Source organism: Pseudomonas sp. AC193, assembly GCF_979258075.1.
In genome coordinates, this window is record NZ_OZ409832.1 from 1,419,084 (window position 1) to 1,433,524 (window position 14,441).

Consider the following 14,441-nt stretch of genomic DNA (forward strand, 5'->3'; position numbering starts at 1 on the left):
CATGGAATATTTGTTAGAACTCGCCGCCAGCCCTACCGCCTGGGTTGCTTTGGCCACACTGGTGGTGATGGAAATCGTGCTCGGCATCGATAACCTGATCTTTATTTCGATCCTGACCAACAAGTTGCCTAAGCAGTACCAGCAGAAGGCCCGCCGTATCGGTATCGGCATGGCGTTGATCCTGCGTCTGGCGCTGTTGAGCACCATCGCGTTTATCGTGCAGTTGACGGAACCGGTGATCGACATCCTCGGCCAGGCCTTCTCCTGGAAGGACATGATCCTGATCGCCGGTGGTCTGTTCCTGGTCTGGAAAGCCACAACCGAGATCCACCACAGCATGGATCCGGCACCGGAAGATCCAAAGTCGGCCACGTCGACCGTGACGCTGGGCTTCGCGGCTGCGATTGGTCAGATCCTGTTGCTCGACATGGTGTTCTCGATCGACAGCATCATTACTGCGGTCGGCATGACCGAGCACTTGCCGATCATGATTATCGCGGTGGTGGTGTCGGTGCTGGTGATGTTGCTGGCGGCTGATCCGCTGGCCAAGTTCATCAACGACAACCCGACTGTGGTGATGTTGGCCTTGGGCTTCCTGATCATGATCGGTATGACCCTGATCGCCGAAGGCTTCGGCGCCCACGTACCGAAAGGTTATGTGTACGCGGCCATGGCGTTCTCGGCGGGTATCGAGGTGCTGAACATGTTGTCGCGTCGTGCCAAGCAGAAGAAACTTGCTGCGCAGGCTTAACCGCTGACCATGCAAAAGGCCGCCTGAACTGCATAAGTTCAGGCGGCCTTTTGCATCCTGTAGGAGCTGCCGAAGGCTGCGATCTTTGATCTTCAACGTCAAAGGATCGCAGCCTTCGGCAGCTCCTACAAAGTCCAATTGCGTTTTCTTTCCGAAAAATCCCTTGGGTCAGTGCGCGGTCGCGTGACGGGTGGGTTGTTTCTCGGCTTTCTCAACCTTCGCAGGCTCAACCGGATGATGGTGCCGCCGCGAAATCCGCAACACCCCCCACAGCATGGCCGCCGCCACGGCCAGCCAACCGGCAATCAACATCACAATGGTCATGGTCAGGCTCATCAGTGCCTCCTCTTTGCCCTGCGTCGGGCTCACTCTTTTTCAATTCGCTCTGTTTCACTGACAGTCTAGTTGCCCGGGTGTTACACGCTATTGACCAAAGGTCGGTGATGACCAATCAGTTTGCTCTATGCAATCGCAGCCCCTGCGGTTTAAGGCTATACCGCAGCGGTTTGCCGCCCTATGATCGGTGACCTTGCCGGAACACGATGACCGGCGTCTGAACAGAGAGCGACGATGGTGCAGGTATTTTCTCGAGTGTGTGCGGCGCTGTTGGTGGCTGGCTGCGTGGCTGCATTGACGGGGTGTGCGGGCAGTGTGGCGCCGGAGGTCAAGCGTTTGCCGGAGCGTGTCGAACTCAGTGGCAGGTTCTATCGGGGGCAGGCCTTCCAGAGCGGGCCGCAGGTATTGGCTAGTCTGCTGTCGCAGCAGGGCGTGGTGATCACCCCGGGTTTGCTGGAAAAACCGCTGCATGTTCCGGGCGCTGAAGACAAGTTGCAGCAGAACATTCAGAACCTTGCTCGTGAATACGGCATGGTGGTCTATCCGCTGGACAGCAATCTGCCCGCGCTGCTGACTCAGGTGGCGGCCGGTTACCCGGTGATGGTGCGTTTCAGCGAAGGCTCGGCGTTCTGGGCGGAACCGCGTTACGCGATCCTTTCCGGCTACGACCGCAATAAACAGAAAGTCCTGCTGCGTGCCGGCATGAACCGTCGCGAGTTGATGGACTTTGCCTCCTTTGAATCAGCTTTCGAAAAATCCGGCGGCTGGGCGATTCTGATTCAAAAACCGACGCAGATTCCCGCTGCGGTGGATCGTGCGCGTTGGCTCAAAGCGGCCGATGAACTGGCGCAGGCCGGTCAGGAAAACGAAGCGGCGCAGGCGAAAAAGGCCTTGGCGGCGCACTAGTTCTCCGTTCGTCATCTGCCGGGCACGTCTGTGTCCGGCAAGCCTCTTACCTCTATAACCCGATTTCGCGGGTGAATCAGGAGGCAAGCATGGCAGAGTCCACATCCCCAAAAGGCCCGCATTCATCCGAGCATTCCTCGGGTAATGACCTGGGTTTCGATCCCGATTCGCCGGATCTCGACGACCCGCAAGTCGATCCCGTCGGCCCGGCCAAAGCGCCGAAAGACGTGAAGCCCGGCGACGACGACAAAAAACCGGCCAAACCCTACGACCCGTTAGCCAATCTGAAACCTTGATGCGAGGTGCGTATGAGTACCGATTCAAGCTTCGATGATCAAAAACCTGACAGCGTACCGACGACGCCTGAGCCTGAAGTTGATCCGGTGCTGGATCCGGACAGCCCGCTGCGCGATCCGCTGGCCCGGCCGAATGTGCTGACGCCGGATCTGGAGCGGGATCCGAGCAAGGGGGATGGCATACCTGATGATAATCAGATGCCGTTGCCGAATGATTGAGGTCTCGCAGATTAGTGAGATCTATCAGCTCTCTCAGATTTAGTGAGATCTAAATGTGGCGAGGGGATTTATCTGTGGTGAGAGGTTTATCTGTGGCGAGGGGATTTATCCCCGATGGGTCGCGAAGCGGCCCCCGCTTTTGATTTAAAAGAAGGGCCTGCTGCGCAGTCCATCGGGGATAAATCCCCTCGCCACAGATAAATCCCCTCACCACACGTAGCGTAAATCCAGTGTCCTACTTCGAAGCCTCAACCACGCCACTCTGGCGATTTTTCAGGTTCTTGTCGGCCTTGTACTGCTGAGCCACCGCCGGAACGTTAGCGCTGCGCCCAGTCTCAACCCAACTACGAATCCGGCTGGCATCGGCAAAATGCGTGTACTTGCCGAACGCATCCAAAATCACCAGCGCCACCGGGCGATTGCCCATGCGCGTCACCAATACCAGGCAGTGACCAGCAGGATTGGTGAAGCCGGTTTTAGTGATCTTGATGTCCCAGTCAGCCTTGTTCACCAAATGATCGGTGTTACGGAAACCCAACGTGTAATTAGGTTTACGGAACGACACGGTCTTTTCCTTGGTGGTCGTCAACTCAGTGAGGATTGGGTGCTTGCTCGCTGCGACCAACAACTTGCTCAAATCGCGCGCCGTGGAAACGTTGCGCTCGGACAAACCGGTCGGCTCGACGTAGTGAGTGTTGGTCATGCCCAGCGCCTTGGCCTTGGCGTTCATCGCCGCGATAAAGGCTGCATAACCGCCCGGATAATGATGCGCGAGGCTGGCGGCGGCGCGGTTTTCCGAGGACATCAAAGCGATCAGCAGCATCTCGCGGCGCGGCAGTTCACTTTTCAGTTTGACTCGGGAGAACACGCCCTTCATCTCTGGCGTGTTTTTGATGTCGACATCGATCCATTCGTCCATGTTCTGTTTGGCTTCAACCACCACCAGGCCAGTCATCAGCTTGCTGACGGAAGCGATCGGCACGATCACGTCAGGGTTGCTGGAATAAATGACTTTGTTGGTCTGCATATCCATGAGCAGGGCGCTGCCGGAAGCGATCTTCAGTGTCGAAGCGTCACGCGGGGCAGCGGTGGTTTCCGCAGCGTTGATCGTTGGCGTGATGAATGTGCCTGTAAAAGCAAAAAACAGGCTCAGAATCGAAAGACGAATTTTCACGCGGGCGAACTCATAAAGGTTGGATATTCCGTTAGTTTGTAACGGGTTATTTCTTAAAAGCGTCGCATTTTAGGAGTATGGCTGAAGAACTGTCGATGGTTGTTTGATCGACCTGAAAATCTCGTGAAAAGGCCTGTAAAAAGAGGGGTTTCCGGCGAACGGTTATAGTTTTTTCTCGAATACGAAAAACCCCGCACGGGGCGGGGTTTTGATGCTGCGAAATAACCGACTTAAGCGTGCAGGGTTTCTGCTGCGTAGAGGGTGTTTTCCAGCAGGCAGGCACGGGTCATCGGGCCAACACCGCCCGGGACTGGCGTGATCCAGCCAGCGCGGGGCAGGGCGGTTTCGTAAACAACATCGCCGACCAGTTTGCCGTCGTCCTGACGGTTGATGCCGACGTCAACGACGATCGCGCCTTCCTTGATCCATTCGCCCTTGACCAGGCCCGGCTTGCCGGCGGCCACGACCACCAGATCAGCACGACCGACGTGGCCGGCCAGATCCTTGGTGAAGCGGTGGGTCACGGTCACGGTGCAACCGGCCAGCAACAGTTCCATTGCCATCGGGCGGCCGACGATGTTGGAAGCGCCAACGACCACGGCGTCCAGACCATAAAGATCAACACCGGTGCTTTCCAGCAGGGTCATGATGCCTTTAGGCGTGCACGGACGCAGCAGCGGGATGCGCTGGGCCAGACGGCCGACGTTATAAGGATGGAAACCGTCGACGTCTTTGTCCGGGCGGATGCGCTCCAGCAATTTGGAGGCGTCCAGGTGCTCAGGCAGCGGCAGTTGCAGGAGGATGCCGTCGATCGCAGGGTCGTCGTTGAGGCGATCGATCAGATCGGTCAACGCTTGTTGCGTGGTTTCAGAGGGCAGGTCGTAGGCTTGAGAGAGGAAGCCGACCTCTTCACAGTCTTTACGCTTGTGCGAGACATAAACCTGAGAGGCAGGATCGCTGCCGACCAGGATCACCGCGAGGCCGGGAGTGCGCAGGCCTTGCTGGCGACGCTCGGCAACTCGTTTGGCGATCTGCTGGCGCAGGCTGGCGGCGATCGATTTGCCGTCGATTAGTTGTGCAGTCATTGCGCGTGATTAACCATCGAGAGGGGAAAAAAAGAGAACGCATTCTCGCATGTCGGGCGGTGAGGGCAAAGGCGCTTGGTCAGCAAATTCCCCTAACTCCTTTAATTAAATGAATTTTTTTCAAAAAGGATTTGACGACCTTCGGAGCGCTCTATACTATTCGTCGCACTTGTCGGGCACAGCCTAGCACTGGTTAAGAGGGTCGAGCAGGATTACGGTTTTGCGAAGACTGGAAAGCACTTAGTTTGTAGTTCTTTTAGAGTACAGATTAATAAGGCGCCCGTAGCTCAGCTGGATAGAGCATCCGCCTTCTAAGCGGATGGTCGCAGGTTCGAGTCCTGCCGGGTGCGCCATTAGGCAGCTTTGGCACAAGTAACGCGATATGGTGGGCGTAGCTCAGTTGGTAGAGCACGGGATTGTGACTCCCGTTGTCGTGGGTTCGATCCCCATCGTCCACCCCATATTTCGAAAGGCGCCAGATGTAACAGTCTGGCGCCTTTGCTTTAAAAGCTTCATCCGCGGATGTGGTGGAATTGGTAGACACACTGGATTTAGGTTCCAGCGCCGCGAGGCGTAAGAGTTCGAGTCTCTTCATCCGCACCAAACAAGCTTCATTCATGCCGTTGGCTTGATGAGGTTCAACAAAGAAGTTAAACGGCTTTTTTGTTACGCAATATGGTGGGCGTAGCTCAGTTGGTAGAGCACGGGATTGTGACTCCCGTTGTCGTGGGTTCGATCCCCATCGTCCACCCCATATTTCGAAAGGCGCCAGATTTAACAGTCTGGCGCCTTTTTTGTTTTAGCGGTTTGAGAAATCGGCGACCGCGGTTTCCGGGTCGCAGGGCAGGGCGTTTCGTCGTATTGATGTTTCTGGATGATGCCGCGCTGCCCGCCGGTCTTGCTTGCAGGGTCGGCCGTCAGGGAATGATCGGCATCCCTTCTATATATAGAAGAGGTTGCCGCAGAGCCTTGGCGTGATTGGTTGTATTCGCCTGTGGTGCGCGATGCATTCGTGTATTCGCACCGATAAATTGCCTGCTGTTTTTTTACCCGTTTTCAGTAGGGTGACTTCTTGAGTTTGACCCACTAGAATGCATGCCCTTGATTCTGGGGTCGGAAACGGCCGGCTAACGTCTGTGCAACGAGGAATATCCATGCAAGTTTCTGTTGAAAATACTACTGCTCTTGAGCGCCGCATGAGCGTCACCGTGCCGGCTGAGCGCATTGAGAGCCAGGTCAACAAGCGTCTGCAGCAGACTGCCCAAAAGGCCAAGATTGCTGGCTTCCGTCCAGGCAAAGTGCCAATGAGCGAAATCAAGCGCCGTTTCGGTGCTGATGCTCGTCAGGAAGCTGTCGGCGACGTGATCCAGTCCTCCTTCTACGAAGCTGTGGTTGAGCAGAAGCTGAACCCGGCCGGTTCGCCGTCGATCGAGCCTAAGTCGCTCGAAGCGGGCAAGGATCTGGAATACGTTGCAGTGTTCGAAGTGTTCCCGGAGTTCACCGTTGCCGGCTTCGACGGCATCACCGTTGAGCGCCTGAGCGCTGACGTGGCTGACGCTGATCTGGACAAAATGCTCGACATCCTGCGCAAGCAGAACACCCGTTTTGAAGTGGCCGATCGCGCTGCCCAGAACGAAGACCAGCTGAACATCGATTTCGTTGGCAAGGTTGACGGCGAAGTATTCGCTGGCGGCTCCGCCAAAGGCACCCAACTGGTGCTGGGTTCCGGCCGCATGATCCCGGGCTTCGAAGAAGGTCTGGTAGGCGCTAAGGCTGGCGAAGAACGCGTTCTGAACCTGACCTTCCCAGAGGACTATCAGAACCTGGACCTGGCTGGCAAAACCGCCGAGTTCACCGTGACCGTCAACACTGTGTCCGAGCCTAAGCTGCCTGAGCTGAACGAAGAGTTCTTCGCTCAATTCGGCATCAAGGAAAGCGGCATCGACGGTTTCCGCACCGAAGTTCGCAAGAACATGGAGCGTGAACTGCGTCAGGCGATCAAATCCAAGGTCAAGAATCAGGTAATGGACGGTCTGCTGGCCACCAACCCGATCGAAGTGCCTAAGGCTCTGCTGGCCAACGAAGTTGACCGTCTGCGCGTGCAGGCTGTTCAGCAGTTCGGCGGCAACATCAAGCCTGATCAACTGCCGGCCGAGCTGTTCGAAGAGCAAGCCAAGCGCCGCGTTGTGCTGGGTCTGATCGTTGCTGAAGTGGTCAAGCAATTCGACCTGAAGCCTGACGAAGCTCGCGTTCGCGAAATGATTCAGGAAATGGCTTCCGCTTACCAGGAGCCTGAGCAGGTTGTGTCGTGGTACTACAAGAACGAGCAGCAACTGAACGAAGTGCGTTCGGTTGTGCTGGAAGAACAAGTTGTGGATACTGTTCTGCAGAAAGCTAGTGTGACCGACAAGTCGGTCTCTTACGAAGAAGCAGTCAAGCCGGTAGAAGCTCCACAAGCCGACTGATTGTTTTTGCGTTAAGAAATACACACATAAGCCAGCTTTCGAGCTGGCTTATGCGTATTCAAGACATAACTATTTGGGAGTGACTGCAGAGCATGTTCCGTAATTCGTATATTCAGCAGAACTCTGATATCCAGGCCGCAGGCGGCCTGGTTCCGATGGTTGTCGAGCAGTCCGCTCGTGGCGAACGCGCCTACGACATCTATTCGCGCCTTCTCAAGGAGCGAGTGATCTTTCTGGTTGGGCCGGTAGAGGACTACATGGCCAACCTGATCTGTGCGCAACTGCTGTTCCTTGAAGCGGAAAACCCGGACAAGGACATCCATCTCTATATCAACTCCCCGGGCGGTTCGGTAACGGCTGGCATGTCGATCTACGACACCATGCAGTTCATCAAACCCAATGTGTCGACCACCTGCATCGGTCAGGCCTGCAGCATGGGCGCGTTCTTGTTGACCGCCGGTGCACCTGGCAAGCGTTTCTGCCTGCCGAACTCGCGTGTGATGATTCACCAGCCACTGGGCGGTTTCCAGGGCCAGGCGTCGGATATCGAAATCCATGCCAAGGAAATCCTCTTCATTCGCGAGCGCCTGAACACGCTGATGGCCAAGCACAGTGGGCGTACCCTTGAAGAAATCGAGCGTGATACCAACCGCGATAACTTCATGAGTGCAGAAGCTGCGAAGGAATACGGCTTGATCGATGAAGTGATCAACCAGCGCCCAGCTTAAAATAAGCAACTCAAAATAGGCTTGGTCGGCGAGTCTGTTCGCCAGCGGGCTTGAAAAAGCCCGCAATAGCCTTCATCTTGTGTTGCAAGCCTATCGGATTTGGATCGAACGAATGACTGACACCCGCAACGGCGAGGACAACGGCAAGCTGCTCTATTGCTCCTTCTGTGGCAAAAGCCAGCATGAAGTGCGCAAATTGATTGCCGGCCCCTCGGTCTTTATCTGCGACGAGTGCGTCGACCTGTGCAATGACATCATCCGCGAGGAGGTGCAGGAAGCACAGGCCGAGAGCAGCGCGCATAAATTGCCTTCGCCTAAAGAAATCAGCGGCATCCTTGATCAATACGTCATTGGTCAGGAGCGTGCGAAAAAGGTTCTGGCCGTAGCGGTGTACAACCACTACAAGCGCCTTAACCAGCGTGACAAAAAGGCTGACGACGTCGAGCTCGGCAAGAGCAACATCCTGCTGATCGGCCCGACAGGCTCCGGTAAAACCCTGCTGGCCGAAACACTGGCCCGCTTGCTGAACGTTCCGTTCACCATCGCCGACGCAACCACCCTCACCGAGGCGGGTTATGTAGGTGAAGACGTCGAGAACATCATTCAGAAGCTGTTGCAGAAGTGCGATTACGACGTAGAGAAAGCCCAGATGGGTATTGTCTATATCGATGAAATCGACAAGATTTCGCGCAAGTCCGACAACCCGTCGATCACCCGGGACGTTTCCGGTGAAGGCGTGCAGCAGGCCTTGCTCAAGTTGATCGAAGGCACGGTCGCTTCCGTACCGCCGCAAGGTGGCCGCAAGCATCCGCAGCAGGAATTCCTGCAGGTCGACACCCGTAACATCCTGTTCATCTGCGGTGGTGCGTTCTCGGGTCTGGAAAAGGTTATTCAAAACCGTTCCACCAAAGGCGGCATCGGTTTCAACGCAGAAGTGCGCAGCAAGGAAGAAGGCAAGAAAGTCGGTGAATCCCTGCGTGAAGTCGAGCCTGACGATCTGGTCAAGTTCGGTCTGATCCCGGAATTCGTCGGTCGTCTGCCGGTACTTGCGACGCTGGACGAGCTCGACGAGGCTGCGCTGATGCAGATCCTCACCGAGCCGAAAAATGCTCTGACCAAACAGTATGCCAAGCTGTTCGAGATGGAAGGCGTCGATCTGGAATTCCGTGCTGACGCGCTGAAATCCGTCGCCAAACGTGCCCTGGAACGCAAGACCGGTGCTCGTGGCCTGCGCTCGATTCTCGAAGGTGTATTGCTCGACACGATGTATGAAATCCCCTCGCAGTCTGAGGTGAGCAAAGTCGTGATCGATGAAAGCGTGATCGAAGGCAAGTCCAAGCCACTGTATATCTACGAAAACAGTGAGCCGGCAGCCAAGGCAGCACCGGACGCGTAAGCGTCCACCCTGCCGCAACAAAGAAGGGGCCTTCGGGCCTCTTTTTTTTTATGGCATTTTTTACATCCGCTTTGCGCTTGTTTTTTTTCAAGGCAGCCCCCATCTTGGTTTCAAGCTCAATTCCATCTGATTACGGCCATATGGCCGCCGTAGAGGCGAAATCATGAAGACAACCATCGAATTGCCTCTCCTGCCATTGCGTGATGTCGTGGTTTATCCGCACATGGTTATCCCACTGTTCGTGGGGCGCGAGAAATCCATCGAAGCCCTCGAGGCCGCGATGACGGGCGACAAGCAGATCCTGCTGCTGGCCCAGAGAAACCCGGCCGACGACGATCCCGGTGAAGACGCTCTCTATCGCGTAGGTACCATCGCTACCGTTCTGCAACTGCTCAAGCTGCCTGATGGCACTGTCAAAGTGCTGGTCGAGGGTGAGCAGCGCGGTACTGTCGAGCGTTTCAGCGAAGTTGACGGCCACTGCCGCGCTGAAGTCTCGCTGATCGAAGAAGTCGACGCCGCCGAGCGCGAATCCGAAGTGTTCGTGCGCACACTGCTGTCGCAGTTCGAACAATATGTGCAGTTGGGCAAAAAAGTCCCGGCTGAAGTCCTGTCGTCGCTCAACAGCATCGATGAGCCGGGTCGTCTGGTCGACACCATGGCCGCGCACATGGCGCTGAAAATCGAGCAGAAGCAGGAAATCCTCGAAATCATCGATTTGTCGGCCCGGGTCGAGCACGTTTTGGCGCTGCTGGATGCCGAGATCGATCTGCTGCAAGTCGAAAAACGCATTCGTGGCCGCGTCAAAAAGCAAATGGAGCGCAGTCAGCGCGAGTACTACCTGAATGAGCAGATGAAGGCCATTCAGAAAGAACTCGGCGACAGCGACGAAGGCCACAACGAAATAGAAGACCTGAAAAAGCGTATCGACGCTGCCGGTCTGCCGAAAGACGCGTTGGCCAAAGCCACGGCCGAGCTGAACAAGCTCAAGCAAATGTCGCCGATGTCCGCTGAGGCCACCGTGGTGCGCTCCTACATCGACTGGCTGGTGCAGGTGCCGTGGAAGGCACAGAGCAAGGTACGCCTTGATCTGGCGCGCGCTGAAGATATTCTCGACGCCGACCACTACGGCCTCGAAGAGGTCAAGGAACGCATCCTTGAATACCTCGCCGTGCAAAAACGTGTGAAAAAAATTCGTGGCCCGGTGTTGTGCCTGGTCGGTTCGTCCGGGCGTGGGTAAAACCTCGCTGGCCGAGTCGATCGCTCATGCCACCAACCGTAAATTCGTGCGTATGGCCCTCGGTGGTGTGCGGGATGAAGCGGAAATTCGTGGTCACCGCCGGACTTACATCGGTTCGATGCCGGGAAGATTGATTCAAAAGATGACAAAAGTGGGCGTTCGCAACCCGCTGTTCCTGCTCGATGAAATCGACAAAATGGGCAGCGACATGCGTGGCGATCCGGCGTCGGCGTTGCTGGAAGTGCTCGATCCAGAGCAAAACCACAACTTCAACGATCACTATCTGGAAGTCGATTACGACCTGTCCGATGTGATGTTCTTGTGCACCTCGAACTCGATGAACATCCCGCCGGCGCTGCTCGACCGCATGGAAGTCATCCGTCTGCCGGGCTACACCGAAGACGAGAAGATAAACATTGCCGTCAAATATCTCTCGCCAAAACAGATCACCGCTAACGGTCTGAAGAAGGGCGAGATTGAATTTGATGAAGAAGCGATCCGCGACATCATCCGTTACTACACCCGCGAAGCCGGTGTGCGTGGCCTCGAACGCCAGATCGCCAAGGTCTGCCGCAAGGCTGTCAAAGAGCACGCGCTGGAAAAACGCTTCTCGGTAAAAGTGACAGCTGATTTGCTGGAACACTTCCTCGGCGTACGTAAATTCCGTTACGGTCTGGCTGAGCAACAGGATCAGATCGGTCAAGTGACCGGCCTTGCCTGGACTCAGGTTGGCGGCGAATTGCTGACCATCGAAGCCGCTGTCGTGCCGGGTAAAGGTCAACTGATCAAGACCGGTTCGCTGGGTGATGTGATGGTCGAATCGATCACCGCAGCCCTGACCGTCGTGCGCAGCCGTGCCAAGAGCCTGGGCATTCCTGTGGACTTCCACGAGAAGCGCGACACGCATATCCACATGCCGGAAGGCGCGACCCCGAAAGACGGTCCTAGCGCCGGTGTAGGCATGTGCACGGCCCTGGTGTCGGCATTGACCGGCATTCCGGTACGCGCTGATGTCGCCATGACCGGTGAAATCACCTTGCGCGGTCAAGTGCTGGCAATTGGTGGTCTGAAGGAAAAACTGCTCGCGGCACACCGCGGTGGAATCAAGGTTGTGATTATTCCTGAAGAAAACGTACGTGATCTCAAGGAGATTCCGGACAACATCAAGCAGGATCTGCAGATTAAACCGGTTAAATGGATTGACGAGGTCCTGCAAATTGCGCTGCAATACGCGCCGGAGCCCTTGCCGGATGTGGCTCCGGAGATAGTTGCCAAGGATGAAAAACGTGAGTCTGATGCTAAGGAAAGAATTAGCACGCATTAGTATGCTTTTGCCTGGGTGGCTTCCTTGACAGCTTTTTAGAGCCCTTGTTATAAAGCGGCTCTTAAGTGTCTGTAGGCCATTCAGCACTCGTTTTTGCTTTCACCAAAAAACTTAGAATCATCTCAAAATAGATATAAGGGGACTTAGAGTGAACAAGTCGGAACTGATTGATGCTATCGCTGCATCCGCTGATATCCCGAAAGCTGCTGCTGGCCGTGCGCTGGACGCTGTAATCGAATCCGTCACTGGCGCTCTCAAGGCTGGCGACTCCGTTGTTCTGGTTGGTTTCGGTACGTTCTCCGTGACTGATCGTCCAGCTCGCGTTGGTCGTAACCCACAGACCGGCAAGACGCTGCAAATCGCTGCTGCTAAAAAACCAGGCTTCAAAGCCGGTAAAGCACTGAAAGAAGCGGTTAACTAAGTTCGTTACAAGTTTTTACCCATCCGGGTCGGGGTCATCCCTGACTTGGCAGCGGAGCGGTAGAGCAGGTCGCTGAAACAGGCGCCTGTAACGCCGGGATCGAGGGTTCGAGCCCTGTCCGCTCCGCCAGTTACGAGAAGGCGCATCCTCGGATGCGCCTTTCTTCTATCCGGATTCTACCCACGCTCCACGGTTGCCTAATTTGAAGTTCAACCGTTTCTGGGGGACGCATGCTGCAGAATATCAGGGACAATTCACAGGGCTGGATTGCCAAGACCATTATCGGGGCCATCATTTTGCTGATGGCTTTGACCGGTTTCGACGCCATTTTCCAGGCCACGACTCACAAGAACGAGGCGGCCCAGGTCAATGGTGAAGAGATCAGCCAGAACGAGCTAAGCCAGGCGGTTGATATGCAACGCCGTCAGCTGATGCAACAGCTGGGCAAAGATTTCGACGCTTCGCTGCTCGATGAAAAAATGCTGCGCGAATCGGCCCTCAAGGGTTTGATCGATCGCAAGCTGCTGCTGCAAGGCGCAGAACAATCGAAGTTCGCTTTCTCCGAAGGCGCTCTGGATCAGGTGATCCTGCTAACCCCTGAATTCCAGGTGGACGGCAAGTTCAGCTCCGATCGTTTCGACCAGGTGATCCGTCAACTGGGCTATAGCCGTATGCAATTCCGCCAGATGCTGGCTCAGGAAATGCTGATCGGCCAACTGCGTGCCGGTATCGGCGGCAGCGGTTTCGTCACCGACGCTGAGGTGTTGGCCTTTGCCCGTCTGGAAAAACAGACCCGCGATTTCGCCACCCTGAGCGTTAAAGCCGACCCAGCCTCGGTCAAGCTGACCGACGATGAGGTCAAGGCTTACTACGACGAACACGCCAAAGAGTTCATGACTCCGGATCAGGTGATTGTCGATTACGTTGAGCTGAAGAAGGCTTCGTTCTTCGACCAGGTCACCGTGAAAGATGAAGACCTGCAGGCGGCGTATCAGAAAGATATCGCCAACCTGTCGGAACAGCGTCGTGCCGCGCACATCCTGATCGAAGTGAACGACAAGACTACTGAAGCTCAGGCTAAAGCGAAGATCGAAGACGTCCAGGCGCGTTTGGCCAAGGGCGAGAAATTCGAAGCGCTGGCCAAGGAGTTCTCGCAGGATCCGGGTTCGGCCAACAATGGCGGTGACCTCGGTTTCGCAGGCCCTGGCGTCTACGACCCGGCCTTCGAAAAAGCCCTGTACTCGCTGAACAAGGATCAAGTGTCCGAGCCGGTTCGTACCGATTTCGGTTACCACCTGATCAAGCTGCTGGGTGTTGAAGCGCCAGAAGTGCCAACCCTGGCCAGCCTGAAAGACAAGCTGACCCGCGATCTGAAAGCTGCGCAGGTTGAGCAGCGTTTCGTCGAGGCGACCAAGCAACTGGAAGACTCCGCGTTCGAAGCTTCCGACCTGGCCCAGCCAGCGGCGGATCTGAAACTGACCGTGCACACCTCCAAGCCGTTTGGCCGTGAAGGTGGCGAAGGTCTGGCGGCCAACCGTGCCGTCGTCACCGCCGCGTTCAGCACCGAAGTGATTGATGAAGGCGCCAACAGCACCGCCATCGAGCTGGATCCGGATACCGTGGTTGTGTTGCGTGCCAAGGAACACCTGAAGCCTGCGCAATTGCCTCTGGAAAGCGTGAACGTGGCTATCCGCGCTCAGTTGACCAAAGAGCACGCCAGCGCGGCTGCCAAGACTCAGGCCGAGAAGCTGATTGCTGATCTGCGTGAAGGCAAAGCGGTTGATGCGCAGAACTGGAAAGTCACCGAAGCGGCTACTCGTGCGCAGGAAGGTGTTGATCCGGCGGTTCTGCAGGCGTTGTTCCGTATGCCGAAGCCGGCTGCCAAGGACAAGCCTACGTTTAGCAGCGTGACGTTGCCGGACGGTAGTTTGATGATTGTGCGTCTGAATGGCGTGAATGAAGCGGCTGCACCGACGGATGAAGAGAAGGCGCAGTACCGTCGCTTCCTGGCGTCGCGTGAAGGTCAGCAGGACTTTGCGGCGTATCGTAAGCAGTTGGAAGCTCAGGCTGAAATCAAGCGGTTTTGATCGTTGACTGAGTAGT

The 14,441-nt window shown here is 56.0% G+C and carries 12 protein-coding genes, 4 tRNA genes and 1 pseudogene; 14 read left to right on the forward strand and 3 right to left on the reverse strand.

Features of this window, described 5'->3' with window-relative positions:
• The first annotated feature begins 1 nt into the window (after nucleotide 1).
• On the forward strand, nucleotides 2–751 hold the full coding sequence (locus ACZZ0D_RS06615) for a TerC family protein (RefSeq protein ID WP_053121808.1): 750 nt from the start codon (nucleotides 2–4) through the stop codon (nucleotides 749–751).
• 168 nt (nucleotides 752–919) lie between these two features.
• Here the strand turns inward: ACZZ0D_RS06615 and ACZZ0D_RS06620 are convergent, their stop codons facing one another.
• Nucleotides 920–1,087 carry a hypothetical protein gene (locus ACZZ0D_RS06620; protein WP_463552732.1) on the reverse strand — a complete coding sequence of 56 codons (168 nt, stop codon included), beginning with the start codon at nucleotides 1,085–1,087 and terminating at the stop codon, nucleotides 920–922.
• A 234-nt stretch (nucleotides 1,088–1,321) separates the two neighbouring features.
• Between ACZZ0D_RS06620 and ACZZ0D_RS06625 the strand changes: the two genes are divergently transcribed.
• The 3 genes from ACZZ0D_RS06625 to ACZZ0D_RS06635 all read left to right on the forward strand — a co-directional run bounded on the left by ACZZ0D_RS06625 (nucleotide 1,322) and on the right by ACZZ0D_RS06635 (nucleotide 2,508).
• Entirely contained in the window at nucleotides 1,322–1,993 is a 672-nt protein-coding gene (locus ACZZ0D_RS06625) for a peptidase C39 family protein (protein ID WP_282357044.1), read from the forward strand.
• 89 nt (nucleotides 1,994–2,082) lie between these two features.
• Nucleotides 2,083–2,289, forward strand: coding sequence for a DUF6021 family protein (locus ACZZ0D_RS06630; protein ID WP_463552733.1), 207 nt, complete (start codon nucleotides 2,083–2,085; stop codon nucleotides 2,287–2,289).
• A gap of 12 nt (nucleotides 2,290–2,301) precedes the next feature.
• The gene (locus ACZZ0D_RS06635; protein WP_426619666.1) at nucleotides 2,302–2,508 is read left to right on the forward strand and encodes a hypothetical protein; all 207 of its coding nucleotides are present in this window, start codon (nucleotides 2,302–2,304) and stop codon (nucleotides 2,506–2,508) included.
• A gap of 235 nt (nucleotides 2,509–2,743) precedes the next feature.
• Here the strand turns inward: ACZZ0D_RS06635 and pbpG are convergent, their stop codons facing one another.
• Nucleotides 2,744–3,682, reverse strand: a complete 939-nt coding sequence (gene pbpG / locus ACZZ0D_RS06640) for a D-alanyl-D-alanine endopeptidase (protein ID WP_159815552.1) — start codon at nucleotides 3,680–3,682, stop codon at nucleotides 2,744–2,746.
• Between the two features lie 230 nt (nucleotides 3,683–3,912).
• Nucleotides 3,913–4,767, reverse strand: a complete 855-nt coding sequence (folD, locus tag ACZZ0D_RS06645; RefSeq protein ID WP_053121798.1) for a bifunctional methylenetetrahydrofolate dehydrogenase/methenyltetrahydrofolate cyclohydrolase FolD — start codon at nucleotides 4,765–4,767, stop codon at nucleotides 3,913–3,915.
• A gap of 276 nt (nucleotides 4,768–5,043) precedes the next feature.
• Here folD and ACZZ0D_RS06650 point away from each other — a divergent pair.
• The 10 genes and pseudogenes from ACZZ0D_RS06650 (at nucleotide 5,044) to ACZZ0D_RS06695 (ending at nucleotide 14,425) form a co-directional block, all read left to right on the forward strand.
• A tRNA-Arg gene (locus tag ACZZ0D_RS06650) sits at nucleotides 5,044–5,120 on the forward strand.
• Nucleotides 5,121–5,152: 32 nt separating this feature from the next.
• Nucleotides 5,153–5,228 (forward strand) — tRNA-His (locus ACZZ0D_RS06655).
• A gap of 57 nt (nucleotides 5,229–5,285) precedes the next feature.
• Nucleotides 5,286–5,370: transfer RNA gene (locus ACZZ0D_RS06660), tRNA-Leu, on the forward strand.
• 75 nt (nucleotides 5,371–5,445) lie between these two features.
• Nucleotides 5,446–5,521, forward strand: a tRNA-His gene (locus ACZZ0D_RS06665).
• Nucleotides 5,522–5,921: 400 nt separating this feature from the next.
• Nucleotides 5,922–7,232, forward strand: a complete 1,311-nt coding sequence (gene tig / locus ACZZ0D_RS06670; protein ID WP_053121796.1) for a trigger factor — start codon at nucleotides 5,922–5,924, stop codon at nucleotides 7,230–7,232.
• 92 nt (nucleotides 7,233–7,324) lie between these two features.
• On the forward strand, nucleotides 7,325–7,960 hold the full coding sequence (gene clpP / locus ACZZ0D_RS06675) for an ATP-dependent Clp endopeptidase proteolytic subunit ClpP (RefSeq protein WP_007951559.1): 636 nt from the start codon (nucleotides 7,325–7,327) through the stop codon (nucleotides 7,958–7,960).
• A gap of 112 nt (nucleotides 7,961–8,072) precedes the next feature.
• Nucleotides 8,073–9,356: an ATP-dependent Clp protease ATP-binding subunit ClpX gene (gene clpX, locus ACZZ0D_RS06680; protein ID WP_053121794.1), complete on the forward strand. Its 1,284-nt coding sequence runs from the start codon at nucleotides 8,073–8,075 to the stop codon at nucleotides 9,354–9,356.
• Nucleotides 9,357–9,519: 163 nt separating this feature from the next.
• A pseudogene (gene lon, locus ACZZ0D_RS06685) lies at nucleotides 9,520–11,917 on the forward strand (endopeptidase La).
• Nucleotides 11,918–12,065: 148 nt separating this feature from the next.
• Complete coding sequence (locus ACZZ0D_RS06690; protein ID WP_008077714.1) at nucleotides 12,066–12,338, forward strand: HU family DNA-binding protein; 273 nt, start codon at nucleotides 12,066–12,068, stop codon at nucleotides 12,336–12,338.
• A gap of 230 nt (nucleotides 12,339–12,568) precedes the next feature.
• The gene (locus ACZZ0D_RS06695; RefSeq protein ID WP_463552734.1) at nucleotides 12,569–14,425 is read left to right on the forward strand and encodes a SurA N-terminal domain-containing protein; all 1,857 of its coding nucleotides are present in this window, start codon (nucleotides 12,569–12,571) and stop codon (nucleotides 14,423–14,425) included.
• Nucleotides 14,426–14,441: the final 16 nt, after the last annotated feature.